22 protein-coding genes are annotated in these 26,243 nt (G+C 58.0%); 11 read left to right on the forward strand and 11 right to left on the reverse strand.

The features are described 5' to 3' along the window. Nucleotides 1-11 precede the first annotated feature (11 nt). The 5 genes from pepN to AVO44_RS09000 all read left to right on the forward strand — a co-directional run bounded on the left by pepN (nt 12) and on the right by AVO44_RS09000 (nt 6,515). On the forward strand, nt 12-2,564 hold the full coding sequence (gene pepN, locus AVO44_RS08980; protein ID WP_068335632.1) for an aminopeptidase N: 2,553 nt from the start codon (nt 12-14) through the stop codon (nt 2,562-2,564). Continuing rightward, a complete protein-coding gene (locus AVO44_RS08985; protein ID WP_068335635.1) occupies nt 2,561-2,989 on the forward strand; it encodes a hypothetical protein in 429 nt (142 codons plus the stop codon). Before pepN ends, AVO44_RS08985 begins: the two co-directional genes overlap by 4 nt. 131 nt (nt 2,990-3,120) lie before the next feature. Next, the gene (locus AVO44_RS08990) at nt 3,121-4,380 is read left to right on the forward strand and encodes a hypothetical protein (protein ID WP_068335638.1); all 1,260 of its coding nucleotides are present in this window, start codon (nt 3,121-3,123) and stop codon (nt 4,378-4,380) included. Between the two features lie 70 nt (nt 4,381-4,450). Then, complete coding sequence (gene gatB / locus AVO44_RS08995) at nt 4,451-5,962, forward strand: Asp-tRNA(Asn)/Glu-tRNA(Gln) amidotransferase subunit GatB (protein WP_068335643.1); 1,512 nt, start codon at nt 4,451-4,453, stop codon at nt 5,960-5,962. Between the two features lie 142 nt (nt 5,963-6,104). After that, nucleotides 6,105-6,515, forward strand: coding sequence for a DUF4177 domain-containing protein (locus AVO44_RS09000; protein ID WP_068335647.1), 411 nt, complete (start codon nt 6,105-6,107; stop codon nt 6,513-6,515). A 116-nt stretch (nt 6,516-6,631) separates the two neighbouring features. On the opposite strand, the gene AVO44_RS09005 is transcribed toward AVO44_RS09000, so the two are convergent. Continuing rightward, the gene (locus AVO44_RS09005) at nt 6,632-6,886 is read right to left on the reverse strand and encodes a BolA family protein (protein WP_068336346.1); all 255 of its coding nucleotides are present in this window, start codon (nt 6,884-6,886) and stop codon (nt 6,632-6,634) included. 107 nt (nt 6,887-6,993) lie between these two features. Between AVO44_RS09005 and AVO44_RS09010 the strand changes: the two genes are divergently transcribed. Beyond that, nucleotides 6,994-7,614 (forward strand): J domain-containing protein, encoded by a 621-nt coding sequence (locus AVO44_RS09010; protein WP_068335650.1) that lies wholly within the window; start codon nt 6,994-6,996, stop codon nt 7,612-7,614. Between the two features lie 5 nt (nt 7,615-7,619). Here AVO44_RS09010 and AVO44_RS20680 read toward each other — a convergent pair whose 3' ends face one another. Continuing rightward, a complete protein-coding gene (locus AVO44_RS20680) occupies nt 7,620-8,525 on the reverse strand; it encodes a Hint domain-containing protein (protein WP_082677451.1) in 906 nt (301 codons plus the stop codon). Nucleotides 8,526-8,846: 321 nt separating this feature from the next. Here AVO44_RS20680 and cobS point away from each other — a divergent pair, with 321 nt between their 5' ends. From cobS to AVO44_RS09040, 5 genes are all read left to right on the forward strand, one after another. Beyond that, a complete protein-coding gene (gene cobS, locus AVO44_RS09020; protein WP_068335655.1) occupies nt 8,847-9,833 on the forward strand; it encodes a cobaltochelatase subunit CobS in 987 nt (328 codons plus the stop codon). A gap of 3 nt (nt 9,834-9,836) precedes the next feature. Continuing rightward, nucleotides 9,837-10,559, forward strand: coding sequence for a sulfotransferase family 2 domain-containing protein (locus AVO44_RS09025; protein WP_068335659.1), 723 nt, complete (start codon nt 9,837-9,839; stop codon nt 10,557-10,559). Nucleotides 10,560-10,822: 263 nt separating this feature from the next. Further along, a complete protein-coding gene (gene cobT, locus AVO44_RS09030) occupies nt 10,823-12,700 on the forward strand; it encodes a cobaltochelatase subunit CobT (RefSeq protein ID WP_068335662.1) in 1,878 nt (625 codons plus the stop codon). A 74-nt stretch (nt 12,701-12,774) separates the two neighbouring features. Next, nucleotides 12,775-14,556, forward strand: a complete 1,782-nt coding sequence (locus AVO44_RS09035) for an aminopeptidase P family protein (RefSeq protein WP_068335664.1) — start codon at nt 12,775-12,777, stop codon at nt 14,554-14,556. Between the two features lie 58 nt (nt 14,557-14,614). Next, nucleotides 14,615-14,956, forward strand: a complete 342-nt coding sequence (locus tag AVO44_RS09040) for a DUF427 domain-containing protein (protein WP_068335669.1) — start codon at nt 14,615-14,617, stop codon at nt 14,954-14,956. A gap of 76 nt (nt 14,957-15,032) precedes the next feature. On the opposite strand, the gene AVO44_RS09045 is transcribed toward AVO44_RS09040, so the two are convergent. From AVO44_RS09045 to AVO44_RS09085, 9 genes are all read right to left on the reverse strand, one after another. After that, complete coding sequence (locus AVO44_RS09045; RefSeq protein WP_068335671.1) at nt 15,033-16,718, reverse strand: chloride channel protein; 1,686 nt, start codon at nt 16,716-16,718, stop codon at nt 15,033-15,035. A 100-nt stretch (nt 16,719-16,818) separates the two neighbouring features. Continuing rightward, complete coding sequence (gene recN, locus AVO44_RS09050; RefSeq protein ID WP_068335674.1) at nt 16,819-18,468, reverse strand: DNA repair protein RecN; 1,650 nt, start codon at nt 18,466-18,468, stop codon at nt 16,819-16,821. 35 nt (nt 18,469-18,503) lie between these two features. Further along, nucleotides 18,504-19,346 (reverse strand): outer membrane protein assembly factor BamD, encoded by an 843-nt coding sequence (locus AVO44_RS09055; RefSeq protein WP_068335676.1) that lies wholly within the window; start codon nt 19,344-19,346, stop codon nt 18,504-18,506. Nucleotides 19,347-19,473: 127 nt separating this feature from the next. Further along, the gene (lpxC, locus tag AVO44_RS09060; protein ID WP_068335679.1) at nt 19,474-20,394 is read right to left on the reverse strand and encodes a UDP-3-O-acyl-N-acetylglucosamine deacetylase; all 921 of its coding nucleotides are present in this window, start codon (nt 20,392-20,394) and stop codon (nt 19,474-19,476) included. 213 nt (nt 20,395-20,607) lie between these two features. Next, on the reverse strand, nt 20,608-22,230 hold the full coding sequence (gene ftsZ / locus AVO44_RS09065; RefSeq protein ID WP_068335682.1) for a cell division protein FtsZ: 1,623 nt from the start codon (nt 22,228-22,230) through the stop codon (nt 20,608-20,610). Nucleotides 22,231-22,575: 345 nt separating this feature from the next. Continuing rightward, entirely contained in the window at nt 22,576-22,992 is a 417-nt protein-coding gene (locus tag AVO44_RS09070; RefSeq protein ID WP_068335684.1) for a hypothetical protein, read from the reverse strand. Beyond that, on the reverse strand, nt 22,979-24,313 hold the full coding sequence (gene ftsA, locus AVO44_RS09075; RefSeq protein ID WP_068336348.1) for a cell division protein FtsA: 1,335 nt from the start codon (nt 24,311-24,313) through the stop codon (nt 22,979-22,981). Before ftsA ends, AVO44_RS09070 begins: the two co-directional genes overlap by 14 nt. Next, on the reverse strand, nt 24,313-25,323 hold the full coding sequence (locus AVO44_RS09080; RefSeq protein ID WP_082677452.1) for a cell division protein FtsQ/DivIB: 1,011 nt from the start codon (nt 25,321-25,323) through the stop codon (nt 24,313-24,315). Before AVO44_RS09080 ends, ftsA begins: the two co-directional genes overlap by 1 nt. After that, on the reverse strand, nt 25,311-26,231 hold the full coding sequence (locus AVO44_RS09085; protein ID WP_082677453.1) for a D-alanine--D-alanine ligase: 921 nt from the start codon (nt 26,229-26,231) through the stop codon (nt 25,311-25,313). Before AVO44_RS09085 ends, AVO44_RS09080 begins: the two co-directional genes overlap by 13 nt. Between the last annotated feature and the right edge of the window lie 12 nt (nt 26,232-26,243).

Below are 26,243 nucleotides of genomic sequence, written 5' to 3' on the forward strand. Positions count from 1 at the left end.
CGAGGCCCCCGATGCGTGACGCAGCCCCTACCACGATCTACCTTAAAGACTACACGCCCTTTGGCTATCTGGTGGACAGCGTGCATCTGACCTTTGATTTGGCCGATCACGCCACACGCGTCACGTCGCGCATTGCTTTCCGCCCCAATCCGGACGCCACAGATCGAACGTTTTTTCTGCATGGCGAGGATTTGACCCTAATCCGCGCCGCCATCGACGGGGCCGAGATCACACCCGATGTCACCGAGACTGGCCTGACCGCCGAAGTTCCAAACGCGCCTTTCATCTGGGAAGCGATTGTCGAGATCGACCCGGGCAACAACACCGCGCTTGAGGGGCTTTACATGTCGAACGGTATGTATTGCACGCAGTGCGAGGCCGAAGGGTTCCGCAAGATCACCTACTACCCCGACCGGCCAGACGTGATGTCCACCTTCACCGTGCGCATAAATGGCGATTTGCCGGTGCTGCTGTCGAATGGCAACCCCTCAGGCAAAGGCAAGGGCTGGGCAGAATGGACCGATCCCTGGCCGAAACCCGCCTATCTGTTTGCTTTGGTGGCAGGCGACCTGATCGCACATCCCGGCCAGTTCACCACGATGTCGGGCCGCGATGTTGCGTTGAACCTCTGGGTTCGCCCCGGCGATGAAGAGAAATGCGCCTTTGGTATGGAGGCGTTGAAAAAGTCCATGAAATGGGACGAAGACGTCTATGGCCGTGAATACGATCTCGATGTCTTTAACATCGTGGCCGTCGATGATTTCAACATGGGCGCGATGGAGAACAAGGGCCTGAACATTTTCAACTCTTCGGCCGTTCTGGCCAGCCCGGAGACGTCGACCGATGATAACTTCGAACGCATTGAGGCGATCATCGCGCATGAGTATTTCCATAATTGGACAGGCAACCGCATCACCTGCCGCGACTGGTTCCAACTTTGTTTAAAAGAGGGTCTGACCGTCTTCCGCGATGCGGAGTTCACCTCTGACATGCGCTCGGCCCCGGTGAAACGCATCCATGACGCCATAGACCTGCGCGCGCGGCAATTCCCCGAAGACAACGGGCCATTGTCGCACCCTGTCCGGCCCGAGAGCTTTCAGGAAATCAATAACTTCTACACGGCCACTGTTTATGAAAAAGGGGCCGAGCTGATCGGGATGCTGAAACGACTGGTTGGGGATGAGGCGTACAAACAGGCGCTAGACCTCTATTTCGACCGCCACGATGGGCAGGCCTGCACCATCGAGGACTGGCTGAAAGTGTTCGAGGACACGACAGGCCGCGATCTGACCCAGTTCAAACGCTGGTACAGCCAATCAGGGACGCCGCGCGTTACCGTGTCCGAAGATTGGGCGGACGGCGTTTATACTCTGACCCTGAAACAACGAACTGACCCGACCCCCGGTCAGTCAGAGAAGCTGCCGCAAGTGATCCCGGTCGCCGTTGGCTTGCTGAGCCCGAACGGGGATGAAGTGCGCCCAACCGAGGTGCTGGAACTGACAGAGGCCGAACAGAGCTTTGAATTCACCGGTCTGGCCGCCAAACCCGTTGCCTCGATCCTGCGGGATTTCTCGGCTCCGGTCATTCTCGAACATGACCATACGGATGCGGAACGTGCCTTTCTGTTGGCCCACGACACTGACCCGTTCAACCGCTGGCAGGCCGGGCGATCGCTGGCGCAAGACACCTTACTGCGCATGATAAAGCACGATGCCGCGCCGGGGGCGGACTATCTGGATGGTATGCTAACCGTGTTGCGGGACAGAGATCTGGACCCTGCCTATCGCGCCTTGATGCTCGGCCTGCCAACGCAATCAGAATTGGCAGCCGCCCTGTTCGAAAGCGGTGAAACCCCTGATCCGATGGCGATTTGGACTGCAGTCGAAACCCTCCGGCAGGCGACGGCCCAACATGTTCAGGACCTGCTACCGCGACTGCTCAGCGAAACGCAGATCGACGCACCGTTCCGCCCCGACGCCGAACAGGCTGGCAAACGCGCGCTTGGCGGTACTGTGTTATACCTGACTTCGCGGCTTGATGGCGGCATCAAAGCAGCCGAAGAATACGCCGCTGCTGACAACATGACCCGCCAGTTGACTGCTCTGTCCTGTCTCTTGCGGGCAGGCGCGGGCCAGGCGGAACTGACAAGCTTTTACAATCAGTGGCAACATGACCGGCTGGTGGTTGACAAGTGGTTTGCATTGCAAGTGTCTACAGCCACACCCGAAGCAACCGTTGACGTCACGCGCGCGCTGACACAGCACGCTGATTTCAATTGGAAAAACCCTAACCGATTCCGCTCGGTCATCAGTGCGCTCGCGATGAACCATGCCGGGTTTCACCGCCCTGACGGGGCCGGATATGAACTGCTTGCGGATTGGTTGATCCGTCTGGATCCGGTCAACCCACAAACAACGGCCCGAATGTGTTCGGCTTTCCAGACATGGAAACGCTACGACGCTGAGCGACAGGGCCTCATGCAAGCGCAGCTGACCCGTATCGCCGAAACACCAAACCTGTCGCGCGATACCACGGAAATGGTGTCCCGTATCCTTGGCGCATGAGCCCGTACAGTTTCACGAGCAACAACCGGACGCGACGCGGCGTCCTGACTCTGATCGGCATCTATGCGGGGCTGTTGGCGCTGGTGATCGTGTTTGATGCAGCATGGTGGCTTGTTGTGTTGCTCGGCCTGACCACCTTGCCTGCCCTTTGGGACATCATACAGGACACTCAAGCAGGGCTGACGTTGGATGCCGACCGGATTCGTTGGTTTTCTGGCAACCGCGAGGGCGAGGTCGCGTTGTCCGAAATTGATCACGTCCGTTTGGACACACGTTGGGACTTTTCGGTGCGCAGCGCACTGGTTCTGACGTCGGACAAACGGATTCGCCTGCCGGATGAGGCTATGCCGCCGCATAAGGAGCTTGAGGCCGTCTTGCAGAAAGCCGGATTGCGGGTTGAGCGGCATCATTTTCGCGTTTTCTGAAACAGTCATAATGAAAAATACCTGTTAGTTTCTGATTTATGCCCAATACAGTGCCGTAAGCTTGAATTTGACCCAACCTTCGGTCAGAGTTTTCGACAAGCGTAAAAGTTGTTTCGATTTCGAGTTTTTCCATGTTTCGGTTTTTCAGGGCACGTCAGGCCCAATCCTCTCATTCTTCCAAAAGCTCTACGCAGAGCCTTCCCAATGTGAATGGCGGCGTGCATTCGACGCTCCCGGATAGGGGGCAATTGAATATCCCATTGGCCGACGTCAAAGCCGAAGACTTGGCGGCCCGCGATGCAATTGGGCGTGGTCGCACGCTGGCCAGACAGGATCGATGGGCAGAATTGTCCCGTCAGATGCGCGCGGCAGACAAAAACCGTGCAGCCGCCCCGGATGGCACACCCATCGCGGATCTGCTTGCCTTTGGCGCTCGGTCCGATGTGGTTCTGGCAGTCGAACACGCGTTGTCGGATGGGAATGCACTGTGCGAGTACGACCTGCTTGGCGGGATTTCCGAGCTTGAAGACGAAATGCGCGCGCACCCGGATAATGCGATGATTGCGCTTGTGGTCGCGCTGACGCATATCGACCTAGCTTGGGCGTGGCGCGGAACGGCAACGGACGCGACCCTTCCGCCATTACACCGTTCCCGTTGTGCAGCCCATTTCGACCGGGCCGCAGCGTTATTGCCGAAATGTCGCGCGGCGTTGCCAGACAGCCCGATCGTCGCCGCCGCAGGCTGCGCACTTTTGGCTGGCCAACGCAAAGCCAGCCTTCGTGTTGCTGATGAATATGAGCGGCTGATCTCGCTAGACCCCAACAATCAGCGCCACATGCGCGCGATGGGCACCCATCTGCTGCCCCAGTGGTTTGGCAGCTACGCAGAGCTTGAGGTTCAAGCCCTGCGCAACGCAGCCCGGACCCACGACATCTGGGGCGCTGGCGGTTACACATGGGTGCAATTCGACGCCATCACCTTTGATGAAGAGGCCTGTGCCCGGCTGGATGTTGAGTACTTTCTGGAAGGTCTCTATGACATTCTGCACCATCGGCCGGATCAGCAAACAGTCAACATGCTATCGGCCTATTGCGCCATCACGATACAGAACGGCCTGAGGCAGAATGAAAAAGCCGAGATTGTACGCGCGCAGATTCACGAGGCCGCACACGGGCTGATCCGCGACCACATGACCGAGCTGCACCCAATGATCTGGGCGCATGCGGCGAACGGGTTCAACAACTCGGTCCGTATACACTCGGCCGAGCGGTTCGCGGCGCGCGGTCAGCGCGATGCACTGCGCGCGATTGGCGACCTGTTCCGCGAGGAGTTGCTCAGCGGCATGGATGTAACCTTTACGCCCACCGGCCTGCAGCTGTCCCAGCACTGATTCCCCCTTGCCCCTAGCCCGTGCCGGGCCTAATACGCAGGCTTAGACTTCTGCGGAAATGAGGCGCGCCATGCTCGACCTGACATACGAAATGCCCAAACCCAAGACCATCGCCGGGGCCAAGCACGATTGGGAACTGGTGATCGGAATGGAGGTGCACGCTCAGGTCTCATCCAATGCCAAGCTGTTCTCGGGCGCGTCGACGAAATTCGGGGCCGAGCCGAATGCAAACGTGGCCTTTGTGGATGCGGCGATGCCAGGTATGCTGCCGGTGATCAACGAGTACTGCGTGGAACAGGCGGTGCGCACAGGGTTGGGCCTGAAGGCAGATATCAACCTGAAGTCGGCTTTCGACCGCAAGAACTACTTCTATCCGGACCTGCCACAGGGCTATCAAATTTCTCAGTTGTACCACCCCATCGTGGGCGAAGGTGAAGTGCTGGTCGAGATGGGCGATGGCACTGCACGCATGGTCCGCATCGAACGCATCCACATGGAGCAGGACGCGGGCAAATCGATCCACGACATGGACCCGCATATGTCTTTTGTCGACCTGAACCGCACAGGCGTCTGCCTGATGGAGATCGTGTCGCGCCCCGACATCCGTGGGCCGGAAGAGGCCGCCGCCTATATCGCCAAGCTGCGCCAGATCATGCGTTATCTGGGCACCTGCGACGGCAATATGCAGAACGGAAACCTGCGGGCGGACGTGAACGTATCGATCTGCCTGCCAGGTTCCTATGAGAAATATCAGGAAACACAGGACTTTTCGCATCTGGGAACGCGCTGCGAGATCAAGAACATGAACTCGATGCGCTTTATCCAGCAGGCGATTGAGGTCGAAGCCCGCCGCCAGATCGCCATCGTCGAAGGCGGTGGACAGGTCGAGCAGGAAACCCGCCTGTACGACCCGGACAAGGGTGAAACACGATCCATGCGGTCCAAGGAAGAGGCGCATGATTATCGTTACTTCCCTGATCCCGACCTGCTGCCACTGGAGATCGAGCAGGCATGGGTGGACGATATCGCCGCCAAGCTGCCCGAATTACCGGACGACAAGAAAGCCCGCTTTATCAACGAGTTCGGGCTGACTGACTATGACGCATCCGTCCTGACTGCCGAGGTAGAGTCAGCCGCGTATTTTGAAGAGGTTGCCAAAGGCCGCAACGGTAAACTGGCGGCGAACTGGGTCATCAACGAACTGTTTGGTCGCCTGAAGAAAGAAGATCACGACATCACCGACTCGCCGGTCTCTCCGGCGCAACTGGGTGCAATCATCGATCTGATTTCCTCGGACGCGATCTCGGGCAAAATCGCCAAGGACCTGTTTGAGATCGTCTATACCGAAGGCGGTGACCCGGCGAAGATCGTTGAAGACCGCGGTATGAAGCAGGTCACCGACACGGGTGCAATCGAGGCCGCGCTGGATGAGATTATCGCCGCTAACCCCGCGCAGGTCGAAAAGGCGAAGGTGAACCCGAAGCTTGCAGGTTGGTTCGTGGGTCAGGTCATGAAAGCAACTGGCGGCAAGGCCAACCCCAAGGCGGTAAACGAGCTGGTCGGCAAAAAACTAGGCTCGTAACGTCTTAATGGCACCCAATCCTGGCGGCAGGTTTTTGCAAAATCCTGCCGCTTTCAATTTTCCGGGTGTTTTCGCGCAATGCTGACTTTCGCCAAATCAACCGCATGTTAAGTTGCCATAACCCGGCAATCAGGAAGATCCAATGCAGCGCTATGAGTACAAGGTCGTTCCCGCCCCGCAAAAAGGCACGAAAGCCAAAGGTGTAAAAACCGCCGAAGGCCGGTTTGCCGCAACGATTGAGCAAGTGTTGAACCAATTGGGTCAAGACGGCTGGGAATATCAACGCGCAGAGCTTTTACCAAGCGAAGAAAGGGCAGGCCTGACCGGATCTACCGTGAATTGGCGCAATGTGCTTGTCTTCCGCCGCGCGATTGAGGCGGTCGAGGTTGCCGCCCCTGTCCCGGAAGAAACCCCCGACGAAACTCCGGTTGCGCAGCCCGTTCCAGGACCAGAAATCGTCACAGCGCCGGAACCAATTTCCGAAGAGGTCAAAGACCCTCCGTTGACGCTCAAGGACGCAAAGATCGAATTCCGCCACTCAGACAAATCATAGGGTTTGGCGTCGCGGCGGCCCATCCCGCATCAAAACCAGGGGCTTGCCAGTATGATCGCAGCACTTTGCGTCTCCAAGCTCTGGGCTGAACTGAAGTAAAGCGCCTAACGCGCGCATTAGGTTCCGATATCCAGTGCCAGCGCATGTATCCGCGGCACGATGTCACCTAACGCCTTGTGCACCGCCCGATGGCTGGCGACACGGGATTGGCCTTCGAATGCACTGGCGCGAATAAACACGTTGAAGTGACTTTCCCCACCTTCCTGATAGCCTGCATGCCCTCGGTGGCTTTCGCTATCATCGACAACCTTCAGCTCTCGCGGGTGAAATGCTGCATCAAGACGTTCATAGATTTCGTCGGTCACGGTCATTTTTTCGCTCGGCAGCAAATTAATTGCCGCCCCCCTCTTCTACTTTTGGCTGCTTAGACTAAACTGCTGCCTCCGAGTCGAGAAGATGCGTTCTTAAGGATCACAGCATGACGAAATCAGACCCTTTCGGATTCGATATGTCCGTCTCCAGCGCCAAAAAGAAAAACCCGCGCGGGCGTCGGGGCATGTCGGGCGCGTCTGAAACTTCGGTCCGGATCTGTGACCACCCTGGGTGCCAGGAGCCAGGTAAATATCGCGCGCCCAAGGCGCCAGACGTGTTGGATGACTTCTACTGGTTTTGCCAGCAACACGTGCGCGAGTATAACCAAAAGTGGAATTTCTTCGACGGCACGACCGAGGCTGAACTGAACGCGCAGCGGTCAAAAGACAAGGTTTGGGAACGTGAAACCAAACCGATGGGTGACCCTGAAGCCCGCGCATGGGCGCGCCTAGGCATCGAGGACCCGCATCAGGTGCTGGGCGAGAATGCCACCAAGAACCCGGGCCGCGCCGCCACAGGCCGCCGCCTGCCCCCGACCGAACGTCGGGCGATCGAGATTCTCGAAGCCAAGGACAGCTGGACCAAGGCCGAGGTGCGCAAAGCCTACAAAAAGCTGATCAAGGTGTTGCACCCGGACATGAACGGCGGCGACCGGTCACAGGAAGAGCAGTTGCAAGAGGTCGTCTGGGCCTGGGACCAGATCAAGGACAGCCGGAATTTCAAGTAGTTGATTTACGACGTCAGCGTATCACGCAGCGCCTCGGCTTCGGAGCGTTTCAGGCAGGGCACGCGCGTTTGCATCCAAATGGATGCAGGGCTGCGTAGTTCGGGAAAAAGCGCACAAAGTTCCTCGGCATCTTCTCGACCGAAAGACAACAGCGCCATATCACCCAGAAACAAGCTTTCGGAAGGTAGCCCATTCGACATCAATATTGCGTGACGACTGCACGCAATATGGTAGTAAGTCACCGCTTCATTGGACCAGACTTGGCGAATTGTCTTGTCGTTGACCAGATGAATCGCAGCGACGAAGACTTTCGGCTCGCCGAACAGCAGTTCTGCGCGCCAGCCTTCCAGAACTATTCTGTGTTGCGGCGAAACGTATAAATCGCGGTCAGGCACCCCCGCGCCAATCGCTCCTTTTTGGATGCGAACCGGGCGCAATCGCGGGTTTCGCTTCAACATTTCCACGCTCAAGGTCTTTTCACCAATCCACTTAATGGGCAGCAGTTCACCACTGGAAACACGGACCTTGTCGCCAACGGATAATTCCTCGACGGCGCGATAGCCTTTTTCAGCTTCTATCAAAGTCCCCTTCACGAAACACGGCACCGTCCCTGCAGGAAGGTCGACAGCTACGATGAGGGAGTCGTTATTACCGTTACCAGGGCCCGTTGATGCGAATATTTCAACAGTAAGCTGTGTGTTTGGAGGAATGACGGCACCTGGGGTTAGTTCGACGCTCAAAACACCGCTTTGCGAAATCGAAACAGAATAGTCGGAAGGGGCCAATCCCCCGGTTCCTGAAACAACGACACTCCATGAAGCTCCTGCTTTGCTCGCGGTGTACAACTGCATAACAGAGGTCGATCCACTGGGGATCGCAATCGAAGAAGGACCTTGAATTGTTAACGCCATTCGCGCCTCTACCGCTTAACATCAAACCGGGAGCAGTCTTTGCATCAGAATATTTTAAGGTTAACTTGTTACATCCACATATTTCAATGTTAGTATTTCTTAGAAATCCGCAGACATGCGTACAGCATCCGAAAATCGGCGCTGTCGCAGGCTTTGCTGATCAACTGCGAACATTGGCGCGTGCATCAATAAGGCCAGTTTCAAAGAAAGCTTTGCCGAGTTCGCAGCACGCGCGGCTTTCCCTTGCCCTTGCCTGCAATATGTTGCACCACACACGGGTTCAGGCCCGACAATACGGGTCGAAGGATAAGGACTACGCACATGGCTGACGGATCGATTGACATCAACGCAAAACCCACCGAAGAAATCTCGGTCCGTGACGTATTCGGCATTGATACCGACATGGCGATCAAAGGGTTTGCCGAAGCAAGCGATCGGGTTCCGGCCATAGACCCGACATACAAGTTCGACCCTGAAACGACACTGGCGATTCTGGCAGGCTTTGCCCATAACCGCCGGGTGATGATTCAGGGGTATCACGGCACTGGCAAGTCCACCCACATTGAACAGGTCGCTGCCCGCCTGAACTGGCCAGCCGTACGTGTGAACCTGGACAGCCATATCAGCCGGATCGACCTGATCGGCAAGGACGCGATCAAGCTGCGGGACGGTAAACAGGTGACCGAGTTCCACGAGGGCATTCTGCCGTGGGCGCTGCGTAATCCGGTTGCCATTGTGTTCGACGAGTATGACGCAGGCCGCGCTGACGTGATGTTCGTGATCCAGCGCGTGCTCGAGCATGACGGCAAGCTGACCTTGTTGGACCAGAATGAGATCATTACGCCGAACCCGAATTTCCGCCTGTTCGCAACGGCGAACACCGTGGGTTTGGGCGACACGACGGGCCTGTATCACGGTACACAGCAGATCAACCAGGCGCAGATGGACCGTTGGTCGCTGGTGTCCACGCTGAACTACCTCAGCCACGATGCCGAGACGATGATCGTGCTGTCCAAGGCTCCGCATTACAACACCGAAAAGGGCCGCAAGACCGTCAGCCAGATGGTGACCGTTGCCGACCTGACCCGGACTGCTTTTATGAACGGCGATCTTTCAACGGTGATGAGCCCGCGGACCGTGATCAACTGGGCCCAGAATGCCGAGATCTTCCGCAATGTCGGCTACGCATTCCGCCTGTCTTTCCTGAACAAATGTGACGAGCTGGAGCGCCAGACCGTCGCCGAGTTCTACCAACGCTGTTTTGACGAGGAACTGCCCGAGAGTGCAGCGAGCGCCAGCCTCGGCTAGTCCATGCATTTCGCCAAGCAACACAGCGTTTTCATTCACGTACCGAAGACCGGAGGAAACTTCTTTACCCGCTGTTTTCTTCGGTTTTCCGATGACGCAATGGTAACCAGCGGTCATCAGGATGGCGCCGACCGGTTTGAGCTGAGTGGTGACACGACAAAATCCAAGCACCAGACGCTAGTTGAGTACAAAGATCTGATTGGTCCGGGTTTTGCCGATTACACGGTATATGCCTTTGCCCGCCCTCCGGTCGAGCGGATGATCTCGCTGTATTACTCGCCCCACCGTTGGATGCGTAAGAAGGACGGCGGTGGCTTTGACCTCGACGCGCGAAACGAACCCATTGATCTGGCGGAATTTAAAGCGCTCGTGTCGTCGAACAAATCTATTTCGGATTTGCTGGACGCCGGGAACATCTCGGGCAGGTTGAAGGTTAACGAAACTGCCCAACATGCGTCGGGCGCGCGCGTATCCCTGCTGGACTTTGCAGACCTGCGGGGCGGGCTCGAAAAATTCGGTCGTGAAAACGGATTTGACCTGACCGATATGCCTGTCCAAAAAGTGAATTCAAGCGCAGTCAATGATCCATTGTCGCTTAACGCTGGGCAGGTGGATCGGCTGAGGCAAATTGTTTTGGAGTCCCACCACGGTAAGGATCAGCAGTTCTTTCCGCGTAAAGGCGTTAAAGGCCTGCTAGACAGCCTTGCAAGGTTTTTCAATCGTTAGGCTTTAACCTTGTTTGCGCCTCTGCACGCGTTGGACGTTTGCTGAGCCGATGCAGGGTTTCGTAGGTTTTAGCGATTACAAGCTCCCCCTGAACAAGAGCTTTAATGCACGAACACAGAGAGGGCAGATACAGCAACGCACCTGTCCAGCTTCCAAATGCTTTCAACCCGATTTTGGTTTGATGGGAAAACAGGGTTCGCCCTATGGCCAAGACACCCGTTTGGCACTAGGTTGCCGGGACAGAACTAGACCGGACTGCCCCGATGAGCAAACCCAACGACAACCCCGCCGATCCGTTCAAAAAGGCCTTGGCCGAAGCCACCAAGGTTATGGCCGACGATCCCGAGTTGAACGTCACCTATACGGTAGACCCGTCTGGGATGACCGGCGAGTCGATGCGTTTGCCACAGGTGAGCCGCCGGATGACGCGCGAGGAGGTTCTGCTGGCACGCGGTACGGCGGATGCCTTGGCCCTGCATCGAAAGTACCACGATGACGCGACCCATACGCGCTATGCCCCCCCGGGGGATATGGCCCGTGATCTGTATGAAGCGATGGAAGTCGCCCGGTGCGAGGCGATGGGCGCGCGTGACATGCCGGGCACCGCGTCTAACATCGACGTCAAGATCGGGCATGAGGCGCTGCGGCGTGGATATGACCAATGCAAGCAACCTGCGGATGCACCTTTGGCAGTTGCCGCAGGCTACCTGATCCGCCATCTAGCCACGGGGCGCGATCTGCCTCCGGCGGCTGAGAACATCATGAATCTTTGGCGCGGATTCATCGAGGAACAGGCTGGCGGAACGCTGGAAAACCTTGATGAAATCCTCTCGGACCAGGCAGAGTTCGCCAAATTCGCCCGCCAGATGATCAAGGACCTTGGTTATGGTGATCAACTGGGTGACGACCCGGATGAGTTGGACGAAGAACAAGAGGATCAGGCCGAGGAAAACGCCGACGAACAGCCTGACCCGGACAGCACTGGCCAAGACGATCAGGACGAACAAGAAGCCGACGCCACCCCGGAACAGACCCAGGAAGAGCAGCAGGATCAATCCCAGGCTCAGGTCTCGATGGACGAGATGTCCGAAGATGAGCTAAGCGATGAGGCCGAGATGCCAGAGGGGGAAGCCCCGCTGGAACCCCCTGCCCCTCAGCCGGCGTCCGAAGCTGATCCAGATTACAAAGTCTATCTGAACACGCATGACGAAGAAATCGCTGCTGAGGATCTGGCGGAACCCGCCGAGTTGGAGCGCCTGCGCGCCTATCTGGACCAGCAGCTTGAACCGCTGAAGGGGGCTGTTAGCCGTCTTGCCAACAAGTTGCAGCGCCGCCTGCAAGCTCAGCAAAACCGAAGCTGGGAGTTCGACCGCGAAGAAGGCATTCTGGACGCTGGCCGTTTGGCACGTGTGGTGGCAAACCCGACCACACCGCTTAGTTTCAAGGTCGAAAAGGATACCGAGTTCCGCGATACCGTGGTGACGCTTCTGCTGGACAACTCGGGGTCAATGCGTGGGCGCCCGATCTCAATCGCTGCGATCTGCGCAGATGTTCTGGCGCGGACGCTGGAGCGGTGCAACGTGAAGGTCGAGATTTTGGGCTTTACCACACGCGCGTGGAAAGGCGGTCAGGCGCGTGAGGCGTGGCTGAACGATGGCCGCCCACAACAGCCGGGCCGTCTGAACGATCTGCGCCACATCATTTACAAGGGTGCGGATGCTCCGTGGCGGCGGGCGCGGCCAAACCTGGGCCTGATGATGAAAGAGGGCTTGCTAAAGGAAAACATCGACGGCGAGGCGCTGGAATGGGCGCACCGCCGGATGCTGGCGCGGCGCGAGCAACGCAAGATCCTGATGGTGATTTCGGATGGTGCACCGGTTGACGATTCAACACTCAGCGTCAACCCCGCAAACTATCTGGAAAAACACCTGCGCGACGTGATCGCCATGGTGGAAAAGCGGAAGATGGTAGAACTTCTGGCTATTGGGATCGGCCATGACGTCACCCGTTATTACGACCGCGCGGTGACAATAACAGACGTGGAACAGTTGGCCGGTGCGATGACCGAACAATTGGCTGCCCTGTTTGACAGCGACCCACGCGCACGCGCGCGGGTGATGGGGATGAAAAAAGCCAGCTGAAACTGGCCTTGCCGCCAATGCGCGGAATTTCCAAAAAGAAGAACGGGTAAAACCCGGTATGGGAGAGGTATGTGATGTTTCAATCCTTTGAGGTAACAGCGCGCCCGGAACAAGGGCCGCCCCGACTGGCGGCTTTGCGCGGTGAGATGGCAATAGAAGGGTTGGACGGGTTCCTGATCCCCCGCGCCGACGCGCATCAGGGCGAATATGTTGCCCCGCGGGATCAGCGCTTGGCTTGGTTGACGGGATTTACCGGCTCGGCCGGGTTCTGCGCGGTGTTGACGGATGTGGCCGGTGTATTTGTCGATGGCCGCTATCGCACTCAGGTCAAGGCGCAGGTCGCCAAAGAGTACACTCCCGTAGCTTGGCCGGAAATCAGCCTCAGCGCTTGGTTGAAAGATCAACTGCCCGATGGCGGCAAGGTTGGCTTTGATCCTTGGCTGCACGCCGCTGGCCAGATCGCCAGCACGCAGAAAGAGCTGGTCGGCAGCAATATCGAACTTGTCCGCTGTGACAATCTGGTGGACCGGGTGTGGGAAGATCAGCCAGAGCCGCCGATGAATCCGATCAAGGCGCATCCGATCGAGTTTGCCGGCGAAACGGCGGACAGCAAAATCACGCGTCTGGCCAAAACCCTGCAAGAGGCTGGCTGTACCGCCGCCGTGATCACCTTGCCCGACTCCATCATGTGGCTGCTGAACATTCGCGGTTCCGATATCGGATACAACCCGGTGGCGCATGGGTTCGCGATATTGCACGCCGATGGTCAGGTCGATCTTTTTATGGCTTCGAAGAAGTTGGTGGTGCCACTGGCGGATCAGGTCACATCGCATGAGCCCGATGGATTTCTGGATGCTGTCGCGGCGCTGAAGGGCAAGGTTCAGGTCGATTTGGGAACGCTCCCGCAGGCCGTGGCGGACGTGTTAAACGATCAGATGGTCGATGGCGGCGATCCCTGTGCCCTGCCCAAGGCCTGCAAGAATGACGCAGAAATCGAAGGCAGCGCCGAGGCACATTTACGCGATGCGGTTGCAGTGATCGAGACGCTGTGTTGGTTGGACGCACAGGCACCGGGTACCCTGACCGAAACGCAGGTGGTCACCCGGCTTGAAGAGAACAGGCGCAGGGATAATGCGCTTCAGGATATCTCTTTCGACACAATCGCGGGCACGGGTCCGAATGGCGCGATCATGCATTACCGCGTGACCGAAGAAACCGACAGCCGTCTGGAAGATGGCCACCTTCTGGTTCTGGACAGCGGCGGGCAATATCTGGACGGCACGACCGATATCACCCGCACCGTTGCCATCGGTACGGTCGGAGATGAGGAAAAAGCGTGTTTTACTCGTGTCTTGAAGGGCATGGTTAACCTATCCATGCTGCGCTGGCCGAGTGGGCTTGCCGGGCGTGATATTGAAGGGATTGCGCGGGAACCGCTCTGGGCCGCAGGGCAAGATTTCAACCACGGCGTCGGGCACGGTGTTGGTGCTTATCTCAGCGTTCACGAAGGCCCGCAACGCCTGTCCAAGGTCAGCCATGTGCCCCTGAAACCGGGCATGATCCTTTCCAATGAACCCGGCTATTACCGCGAGGGGTCTTTCGGAATCCGCATCGAGAATCTTGTGGTCGTGCAGGACGCCGCACCCCTTCCAGGCGGGGACGACGACCGTGCTATGCTGAACTGGCGCACGCTGACTTACGTGCCAATCGACCGGCGGCTGATCGTGGTTGAAATGCTCACGTCTGCGGAACGCGCGTGGCTGAACGCGTATCATCGCGATGTTGCAGAAAAGATCGGGCCAAGGCTGAGCGATGAGGCACGGCGGTGGTTGGATACCGCAACTGCGCCGATCTGACACCGGGCTGTTACATAAACCGGGCAGAGGAGAAGCCCGAAAAAACGAGGGAAGAGAAATGGTTGAGATCACGATTCACAAGGCACCAGGCAAATGGTGCGTCCGTTCCGGTGGGGCCGTATTGGGTGAAAGCACGAATGCACTGGAATTGACCGAGGGAGACCTGCCTTCGGTGATCTACTTCCCGCGCGCGGACATTGCGATGGCGTTTCTGGACATGACCGACAAGACCACGCATTGCCCGCACAAGGGCGACGCCACGCATTTCTCGATCGTCAACAAATCCTCGGTTACTGAAAATGCCGCCTGGAGCTATGAAGACCCGATCCCAGCTATGGCCGAACTCAAAGGCTATGTCGCGTTTTACCCGAGTGATACCGTCAAGGTCGAGCAGATTTAGGTAAGGGTCGCCGAGCCTCTTCTTACCGTTTCATCCATGACACCTATCCATGTTGCACAGCATCGGTGTGCTACGGCTACGAGTGTTCTTCGGCCGCCGTGGCCGCCAGCGCGCGATTATACGCCTTTAGCGCGTCGACGTGAAACAACGCACCTACAGGGTTTTCGCTGCCGTCTTCTTCGACGACCACCACAGGAATACAGGGAATGTCGTCTCGGTCGAAATAGGGCATCGCCGCTTCCAGCGTTGCGCTGGCATTTACACAAAGCCCCTGATTGATCAGGTCCAGCGCCTCGTCTTTCGTGATCGAACGGGGGTCGCCTATCGGTCGCATGACTGCACCGGCGCGTAACATGGCAAGAAGATAAGCCTGCGGTCCAGCCGCCAGATGCACGTCACGTCGTTCCAACTGGGTCAGGAAGAAAGATCGGTCCACCAAACGCGAGGCCAGCGCGGTGGACATTGAAACCGAAACCATCACCGCAATCCCGATCTGCCAATCTCCGGTCAGTTCAAAGACGATCATGGTAGTAGAAATCGGCGCACCCAGAACGGCTGCAGCCACGGCCCCCATGCCTGCAAAAGCATAGAGCGTATGCGTCCCCGATACATCTGGCAGCAGCCCGGTCGCGATCAGGCCAAAGGCCAGCCCGGTCAGTGCGCCGATCATAAGCGAGGGTGAAAACACACCGCCCCCCATTCGGCCGCCCATTGTTATGGCCACAGCAATCGTTTTGATTACGGCAAACAAAATTGCGGTCGTCAGGGTCAGGTCACCCGTCAAGGCGCGGATCGTCGTCTCGTACCCAACACCGATGATATGCGGGAACCAGATCGCCAGCAGCCCAAGCATCGCGCCAGATACCGCCGGACGCAGCCAGCGCGGCAAAGAGATGCGGGTCTGGATGTGGTTTCCGATATCCTCGGCAAAAAAGATCGACCGCATCATCAGCAGGGACACCAATCCGCAGATCAGGCCCAGGATCAGGAACGCAGGAAGCTCGACGTAGAATTGCAGTGACCCTGGTGTTTCAAGAACGAACTCAGTCACATCGCCGTATTCCAACCGGTTGATTACCGTACCGGCGACCGAAGCAATGACGATAGGTGCAAAGGCGTGAACGGCAAAGTGGCGCAACACCACCTCAAGCGCGAATAACGCCCCGGCAATGGGCGAGTTAAAGCTTGCTGATACCGCCGCCGCCACCGCACACCCCAACAGGTCGCGCCCCGTAATACCATCAGCGTGGATACGATTGCTGACCCAGGTCGAAATCACCCCGGCCATATGCACCACCGGCCCCTCCCGCCCGGTCGAACCACCCGTACAGAGAGTGATCAGCGACGCAAAGAATGAGGCAACACCAGCCTTTCCCTCGACCCGGCCATTGGTCAAAGCGGCACCTTCGATTACATCCGCGACCGACCGCACCCGACCATCATCCGTGAACTTGTGCAGCACGACACCCACTATCAGACCGCCGATGATTGGCGTGATCAGGATCAGAACCCACGGCAGTTTTTCAGCGTGGCTATGCAGCAAAAGGATATCATCGGTGTCGTAAACAAACGCCTGCAACGCCTGAATCGCCTTACGAAACCCCAAGGCCATAAAGCCTGCGGCAATACCGATAGCCAATGCAATGAACCAGAACTGAACTTGGCTTGGGCCGCGTCGTAACATGACCCGCCATGCGTCCTTGATCGCGGCCAGAGCCTGATTGAGCTGGTTGCGCAGAACGGTGCGGGTTGATTGGGTCATGGGCTCTCGGGGGTCAATACACACCCTTTAGTAAGCTACGGAGCCGCCTGATAAAAGTGCGATCGCTATGGTTTGAAGGTCGGACCGCGGCAGAATTTCCTCAGGTATCCAACAAGGCACGAGCGGCGGCGCGGGCCTCATCCGTTATGGTGTCTCCGGCGACCATGCGGGCGATTTCATCCACCCGGTCCGGCTGGGCCAGCGGAATGACGGTGGACAGTGTCTGGCCATCGGTTACTTGTTTTTGCACCCGCCAGTGATGGGACGCACGGGCCGCAACCTGCGGAGAATGCGTCACGACAAGCACCTGCCCCCCATGCGCCAGAGACGCCAAACGGCGCCCGACCGCGTCGGCTGTAGCGCCTCCGACACCACGATCGATTTCATCGAAGATCATGGTCCGCGCGCTGTCATCGCCTGTCAGACAAACCTTGAGGGCCAACAAAAACCGGCTGAGCTCACCGCCCGAGGCGATCTTGTTCAACGGTCCTGAGGGCGCGCCCGGATTGGTGGCGACGGTAAAGGCCACCGCATCTGTGCCTTCTGGGCCAGGATCGGTGGCGGTGATTTCGGTCTGAAACACCGCGCGTTCCATTTTCAGCGGTGCCAGTTCAGCCATCACCGCGGCATCCAATTGCCCGGCAGCGCGCCGACGCGCCGCACTCAGGGCTTCGGCGGCGGTATCATACGTGGACTGTGCCGCATCGACTGCCGCTTGCTGATCCGCCAGATCAGCATCACCCGCATCCAGCCGGTTCAGGCGCTCGCGCAGCGTGGTCGCAAATCGACTCAGATCATCAGGTGTGACATCGTGCTTGCGTGCCAACGCACGGATTGCGAACAGACGCTCTTCTGCGGCCTCAAGCTCTGCCGGGTTGAAATCCAAAGCCTGCAGACACGCGTTTACCCCGTCCTGCGCCTCACCCAATTCGATCAACGCGCGACCCAGTGCTGCGATCGGCTCTTCCAGCTGCCCACCTGCATTGTCCGAGACACCTTCAAGCCATCGTACGGCATCTGACATCGCGCCCTCGGCCCCTTCTCCGCCCAGCAGGTCAAACGCGCGCGCGACATCGTCTCTGATGCGTTCGGCCCCCTGCATCATACGGCGCCGCGCATCCAGTTCCGCGTCCTCCCCGGGCTGAGGGTCCAGCTTGTCCAGTTCAGCAACGGCGTGGCGCAGGAATTCTTCTTCGGCCCGCATGGCGGCAAGCGTCGCCTCGGTCTCGGCCAGAGCCTTTCGTGCGCGTGACATTTTCGTCCACGCCCCGCGTACGGCCGCCAGATGCTCGTCCGTTTTTGCATAGGTATCCAGCATCGCCCGGTGCCCGCGCGGGTTCAGCAACCCACGATCATCATGTTGACCGTGCAATTCTATCAGCGTGTCTGACAGGGCGCGCAACACTTCGCCTGAACAGCGGCGGTCGTTGACCCAAGCAGTTTTACGCCCTTCAGCCGTGTTGATGCGACGCAGGATCAGTTCCTCGCCACCCGGCAGGCCAGCCTCGGCCAGAACCAAATGTGCCGGGTGATCAGGGCCAAGTTCGAATACGGCTACAACTTCACCCTGCGCGGCCCCCTGACGTACCAGTTCTGCCCGTCCGCGCCAGCCCAATACGAAACCCAGCGAATCCAGAAGAATCGACTTGCCCGCCCCGGTTTCACCCGTCAAGGCGTTCAAACCCGGCTGAAATGTCAGTTCCAGCCGGTCAATGATCAGCATATCGCGGATATCAAGGGCGCGCAGCATCGGGTCTTAGCGTCCCACGCCTTTAACCATGGCGATTACAACCACTCACCTTTGATAGTCTGGCGATAAATCTGGCTCAGCCAGTTGTTACCGCGGCTCTTCAGGTCCAACCCGCGCGAGGTCAGCAACTGGTAACCTGCGTCGTACCATTCGGACGACTGGTAGTTATAGCCCAGGATAGCACCGGCAGACTGTGCCTCATCCACCAAGCCCAGCGACAAATACGCCTCAATCAGACGATAGAGCGCTTCGGCGGTGTGGGTTGTCGTCTGGAAATCCTCAACAACGACGCGGAACCGGTTGATGGCCGCGGTATAGTGATCCTGACGCAGATAATAGCGCCCGATCTCCATCTCTTTGCCTGCCAGATGGTCGAAAGCCAAATCGAATTTCAGCACAGCCGAGGTTGCGTATTCGCTGTCTGGATAAACCTCGATCACCGTCCGCAAGGATTGCAACGCCTGAAACGTCAGCCCCTGATCGCGACCGACCTCGTCGATCTGGTCATAGTAGCTGAGCGCCAGAAGATACTGCGCATAGGCTGCATCTTCGTCGGTTGGGTAAAAGTCGATATAGCGTTGTGCGGCGGCCCGGCTTTCTTCGTAATTCTTGTCCGTGTGATACGAAAACGCCTGCATGATCAGCGCACGTTTCGCCCAATCGGAATAGGGATACAGACGTTCAACTTCTGAGAAATACCACGCCGCGTCATCCGAGCGATTCTGCGACAGTTCGAATTCACCGCGCGTATAGATCTGCTCGGGCGTGAAGCCTTCCAGATTTTGATTGCGGTCCGCGCCACTGTTGCCGCACGCCGTCAAAACTGCTGTCAGAAGAATCGCGCCCGCGAATCTGACTGCCGCTTTGGTGCCAACCATTCCGCCTATCCTTGTTGTACTGCTTGTCGGGATATACCCCGGATTTGCCCTTGGTCTAGCATATATAATTCCGGGGCAAAACGCCTTAGTAGGTCAGTTCGCGGAATTGTAGACCGGGGCGAACCAATCAGGCAACTTCGGGAATTTCGTCCCAAACTAAACCCTGACCCGGAAGGCGCGCAGCCTGTTCGGGAGTACACAGGATCGGTCGCACCGCGCCTGGCGTTTCAAACAGCTTGCGCAGCAGCGTGTTGGTCATCGCATGACCGGACTTGTCGCCGGTGAAGTGGCCCAGAATCGGACCACCAGCCAAATAGAGATCACCCAAGGCGTCCAGCATCTTGTGGCGTACAGCCTCGTCCGCGTGACGGAAACCGCCGGGCGTCAGAACGTCGTCGCCCTGAACGACGACAGCATTGTCCAGCGTGCCACCCAAGGCCAAACCACTTTCGCGCATTGCCTCAACGTCGGTCCGTCGACAGAAGGTGCGGCAATCGCTCAGCTCACGCGCGAACGAGCCGTTGCGCATATCCAATGTTTTGGTCTGGCTGCCAATCGCGCTGTCTTCGAAATCAATGTGGAAGTCGATGATTAGACCGTCTGCCGGGACGATAGATGCGCTTGCGCCTTCACGCGTCGCGGTCACGGGTTTCAGAACCTCAAAGGCCAGGACCGGGCTGCTTTGGCGGCGCACACCTTTCGCCATAATTCCGCGCACGAAATCGATCGCAGATCCGTCCATGATCGGCACTTCGGGTCCATCGATTTCGATCAGCGCGTTATGCACACCGCAACCAGCCAGCGCGGCCATGATATGCTCCACAGTTGAGACCGATACGCCCGCGTCATTCACTAGGCGCGTACAAAGCGGTGTCCGCTCCACCACGTCGTAGATTGCGGGGATCAGCGCATTGCCCAGCTCAATATCCGTCCGTTTGAACCAGATTCCGTGACCGGCAGCTGCCGGTTTCAAAACCATCGTAGCCGGTTTGCCGCTATGCAGCCCGACGCCTTTAAACGTGATCGGGGATTTGAGCGTATGTTGCAAGGTGAGCCTCGATGAGTGGTGTCCGGCCTAGGCGGTCCGTGTTGGACATTCAGTTAAGGAAGCAAGCGTCAAGGCACAACTCACTCTTTGTAACCGAATGAAACATCAATGTAACAGATCGGCAAAAGCCTGCTTACATACAGCTTAAGTTATGATTTTAAAAAGAAAAGGGTCGCCAAGTGGCGACCCTAAATCGCTAATTTGTTACCCTGCTCAGTTGGCCTGGCGCCGCAAAAAGGCGGGAATTTCGATCCGGTCCTGTTCAGGATCAGTCTCATCATGCGCAGGTGCCGTAGCGTCAGCCTGGCGCACTGGGGGTTGTTGGCGGACCGGTTGAGCAGGTGTATCTGCCGCATGTCCGGTCATCCGATCAATGAGGCGATTGAAGCCGAACCGAGGACGATCCTGCGCCTCTGCCTGAGGCGCCGGTGCTTGTCGCGGAGCCTGCGGACGAGGCGCGGAAAACCCGCGTTCGGATGCAGGAACCTTTTGAACCGCCGTTTGCAAACGCTGCAATGCCTCGGGGGACGGAGTGCCAGCGGCGGGCTTGGGTTGCGGTGCGACGTAGCTTTCCGCGGCATGCTCAACCGGCTCAGGGGTCGGCTCAAACTCTGCCACGCGCGGCTGGTAGGCCGGCGGCGGCAAACCGTCATCATCCTGCTCCGCCTGAGGATGGAACTGCGGCTGTGCTGGTTCTTCTGCCGTCTCGAACAATGACGGTTCGCGGTTTTCTTCGGGTTGCGCAACGGGTTCCGCCATGTCAGCCGCAACAGCGGGGGTCTCATCCTGCTGCGGCTCTTCGGCGGATACAGTGCGTGTCAAAGGGGCTGACATGGTGCGGCGCGCGACCGGAATATCGACGCTTTTTTCGCTGGCATCGATACCGGTGGCCACGACCGACACACGCATGCCGCCTTCCATCGCGGTATCCAACGTCGAGCCAACGATGATGTTCGCCTCGGGGTCCACTTCCTCGCGGATGCGGTTGGCGGCTTCGTCCAGCTCAAACAGAGTCAAGTCATGCGAACCGGTGATGTTGATCAGCACGCCCTTGGCACCTTTGAGGCTGATTTCGTCCAGCAGCGGGTTAGCAATGGCCTTCTCAGCCGCCTGAACGGCACGATCTTCGCCCGTAGCCTCACCGGTGCCCATCATCGCCTTGCCCATCTCGTCCATCACAGCGCGAACGTCGGCAAAGTCGAGGTTGATCAGGCCCGGACGTACCATAAGGTCGGTCACCCCCTTGACGCCCTGATACAGAACATCATCGGCCATCGAGAACGCCTCGGTAAACGTGGTCTTTTCATTGGCCAGGCGGAACAGGTTCTGGTTCGGGATGATGATCAGCGTGTCGACGACTTTTTGCAGGGCCTCAACACCGTCCTCGGCCTGACGCATCCGCTTGGCGCCTTCGAACTGGAACGGCTTGGTCACAACACCGACGGTCAGCACACCCAGTTCGCGCGCGGCTTGTGCGATGATCGGCGCGGCACCTGTACCGGTGCCGCCACCCATGCCAGCTGTGATAAAGCACATATGCGCTCCGGCCAGGTGATCCACGATCTGCTCAATGCTTTCTTCGGCAGCCGCAGCCCCGACAGTTGGGCGGGCACCGGCGCCAAGACCCTCGGTCACTTTGACGCCCAGTTGCACCCGTGATGACGACTGGCTTTGCTGTAACGCTTGCGCGTCGGTGTTGGCGACTACGAAATCCACGCCATCAAGTTGTTTTTCAATCATGTTGTTAACGGCGTTTCCGCCTGCACCGCCAACGCCAAATACTGTAATCCGAGGCTTCAGTTCGTCGTGCCCGGGCATCGAAAGATTCAATGTCATGCTCTGTCCGCCTGTTTTATTGACCCGCCAAAGCGGTGTTTTTCTTACCTGTTCACGGACAATCCTACCGCTCGAAACCCAAAAGGTCACGCCAAAAATAGTCGAATTCCACAAAATATGGAGGAATTAAGGCGCTGCTAAACGGTATTTCGCATGAATTGCGATATGTTGCGGATTGATCTCAATCCACCACAAAATAAGCGAGCACGCGGCAGAGCTGGATCACGCGCCACTGAAAGATCACCGGTTTTGTTAAGCGGAAAACTGCTCATGTCCTGCCGCTTGGCCTCTGACGGACCCTGTAGGTAACTTGCTGGAAATACGTTCGGCACGCAAGACATTTCTTCAGCCAATCTGGGCACTTGGGCAATTCAGGTCGTCCTCGGAGATGTTGCGTACCTCTTGGATTTCAGTGTTATTAAAGCTGGCCAATCGCACCATGAGCCGCCCTTCATACTCAAAGGTCCACCAACAGACCGGCACCCCATCCGGATCGTCATCGTACAGAAAGCAAAGTTGCCCATTAGGCGTGGTAATCTGCCCATATACGCAGCCCCGACCCTCCATCCGCCAAACGGATAGTTCGCGACTCAGAAACTGCTCGGTGCCGACGAGGATACCGCTGGGAAAATCGTAAAACATGGCGGTTTTACCTTGGACCGCGTCCAGGAAAACATCGGGGGAAATCCGAGTCTGAGCGTTGGCCGTAAGCGGAGCCAACGCAACCAACGCCGCGATCCCGAGTGTTCTACCAATTGTCACGGAACCAGCGCATAGCGCGTTTGAGCGGCCGTGCGGCATAGGTGTCGACCGGAATTTCAAAATCCCACCATTCGTCCTGCGGATGTGCTGCAAACAGACTAAGCCCGACGGCCGAGGAAAAACCCGGCCCCGTTGCTGATTGTGGCAGGCCGTGGACGCGTAGGGGTCTGCCTAAACGGACGCGCTGGCCAAGAATACGGGTGGCCAGGCCATCCAGCCCCATGATCTGACTACCGCCCCCGGTCAACACGATCTGCTGACTGGGCATGTGTTCGAAACCGGCGGCATCCAGGCGAACGCGGACTTCCTCCAGAATCTCTTCAACACGCGGACGCATGATACCGATCAGTTCGGCACGGCTGACGGTGCGGCGGTCGTGTTCCCAATCACCGGTATCGCCACCAATATCGATCAGGTCGCGGTCGTCGGCCCCTGTTGCGTGGACACCGCCATTAAAGGTCTTGATCCGCTCTGCCACAGCAGCCGGGACCCCCAAGCCCATCGAGATATCAGCGGTGACGTGGTCCCCGCCCATACGCACGCAATCCGCGTAGATCATGTGCTTTTTCATGAAGATCGACACGCTGGTTGTGCCACCGCCCATGTCAATACAGGCCGCGCCAAGCTCTTGCTCATCCTCCACCAAGGCTGAGATGCCCGACACATAGGCCGAGTTCGCAATGCCGGCGAGTTCAAGATCGCAACGCTTGATGCAGCGCAGGATGTTCTGGATAGCAACGGCATCCACCGTCAACATGTGCATGTCCACGGCGAGCGTCTGGCCCAATTGCCCCCGCGGATCAATCAGGCCGGATCGGTTATCCAGCGCAAAGTTCACTGGCTGGGCATGGAGCACTTCGCGTCCAGCCCCATAATCCGGCACGTCGCAGGCATTCAACACGCGGCCGACCTCAGCCTCGGTCACTTCCTGTCCGTCCAATTCGACCTGCGCGTCCAGCCCATAGGACCGGGGGTTTGCGCCCGAGAAGCAGACAATGACGTGGTCCACTCGGATATCTGCCATCTTCTGCGCGGCTTGCAGCGCAGTTCGAATGGCGCGTTCGGTTTCCTGCATCGCAGTGACTTCGCCGAACTGCACGCCCCGCGACCGCGTTGTTGCGGCACCGATCACCCGAAACCCGGTCTGACCCGCCAACGACCCGATGCTGTTATCCTCGCTTAGCCGACCCGCACCATCGAACCGCAGCACAAGGCAGGCTATCTTGGAACTGCCCACATCCAGAATGGCGACAACACCGCGCTGCATCGCCTGCCTGCGCATTTGCCGCATAGCCCTTTGGGACTGATATAGATCGGTCATCATGGTCGTTTCTGCCCGTTACCCACTGTCGCTTTTGTATTCCACCAGTCTTCGCTGGCGGCTTTGGTCATTCTGATTGTTGGCCGCTGTCCAAGGCGCATATCGACCACAGCCACATCGCGTTCCAACAGGTCCTGCACTTCGTTTACGGCCAACACACGCTCGAGCGCGCGCACGGGACGTTCGGTTGGCAGCATAATGCGCTGGCCACGATCCAGAACTAGGTCCCATCGACGTTCGCCAATACGGACCAGCCCACGCACACGCCCACCTAAGCTGCGGGCCGTGCTCATCAGCGCCAAAGCCTCAGCAACATGATCATCCGCGCCCTTCCCCGCAATCAGCGGCAGGTTGGCGTAGTCTTTGCGCGAAGCGATACGCTCGACATGCGCGCCTGTATCGTCCAACAGCTCGATCCCGCGGCGTGTGCGCCAGACGACAACCGGTTGGCGTTCAACCACGTCCAGCTGAAGAATACCGCCCGGGCGAACACGGACGGTGGCGGACTTGACCGGATCAAGTCCGGTAACAGTGTCCCGAATCTGTTCTACGTCGAGGTCCCAGGAACTGATCGGGAAATCCAGTGGCACAATTTCGCGAATGTCTTCGGACAGATTGGGTCCAGCACCATCAATGGCCATCAGGTTGACCATAAACTCCGGTCGCTGCTGGATTGAGGTCTTGATGTCGGAAACATAAGCAACCGCAGCGTCGCGCCGATCTTCTGAACCGAAGTATACGCCGGCGACAGCAACAAGCAGGACCACGGGCATCCCCAATCTAAGGCCGCGCCGCACACCCCGCGTCAGCATCCAACGCTGAAAGCGATAGCTAAACCGTGACGGTGCTGGATCAAAGCGTCGCGACCTGCGACCGAACAGTCTGACACCGCTTGGGTGCAATCCAGCCTCAGCCTCGTGCCGTGCGCCTGAGGCAAAGTCAGCATCCGGCCCAGTCACTGGTTTGGACCGGTGAATCACCGGCGCGCGGGCGGCTTTCAGCGGTCGCATGAAGCGTCCTCCACCATCCAGGCACACAGCTGGCCGAAGCTGAGCCCACGAAACTCGGCCTGTTCCGGTACCAGCGAGGTGGGTGTCATGCCGGGTTGTGTGTTCGTTTCCAGCAGGAAGAGGCCATCTCTGCCCTTGGTATCGTCCCAGCGATAATCCGTCCGGCTGACGCCCTTGCAACCCAGAACCTTGTGGGCGCGCATGGCGTAATCGAGGCATAGTTCGAATATTTCCGACGGAATTTCAGCAGGCAGTACATGCCACGAACCACCGGGTTTGTACTTGGCATCGTAATCGTACCAGCCATCAGTCAAGATTTCAGTCACGGTCAGGGCGCGGTCGCCCATAACCGTAACCGTCAGTTCGCGCCCGGCGACATATTGTTCGACCATCACCTGATCAGGCATATCATCCGATAGCTGCGGCGGGGTGTTTGTACCTTCCATCACAAGGTAGATGCCAACGCTGGAGCCTTCATTGTTGGGCTTGACCACGTAAGGCGGCTTCATCACATGATCTGCCATCACGTCCGCTTTGGGAAGGATTACACTGTCCGCAATCGGCAAACCGGCTGTTCGGAACACATCCTTGCTGCGTTGTTTGTCCATCGCCAAGGCCGAGGCCAGAACGCCGGAATGCGTATACGGAATGCGCATCCATTCCAGCACACCCTGCACGCAACCATCCTCGCCCCAGCGACCATGCAGAGCGTTGAAAACCACGTCTGGATTGATTTCGGACAGGCGCGCATAAAGGTCGGGACCAGCGTCCAGCTCGACCACTTCAAAGCCTTCTCCCACAAGGGCGGTCGCGCATTCGCGCCCAGAGCTGAGAGACACCTCGCGTTCCGCCGAGGGGCCGCCCATCAACACCGCCACTTTGGGGTTTGTCCTGCTCGACCTACCCACTTCGTGCGCCTC

This window comes from Ruegeria profundi, from assembly GCF_001507545.1.
Classification (GTDB): Bacteria; Pseudomonadota; Alphaproteobacteria; order Rhodobacterales; family Rhodobacteraceae; genus Ruegeria; species Ruegeria profundi.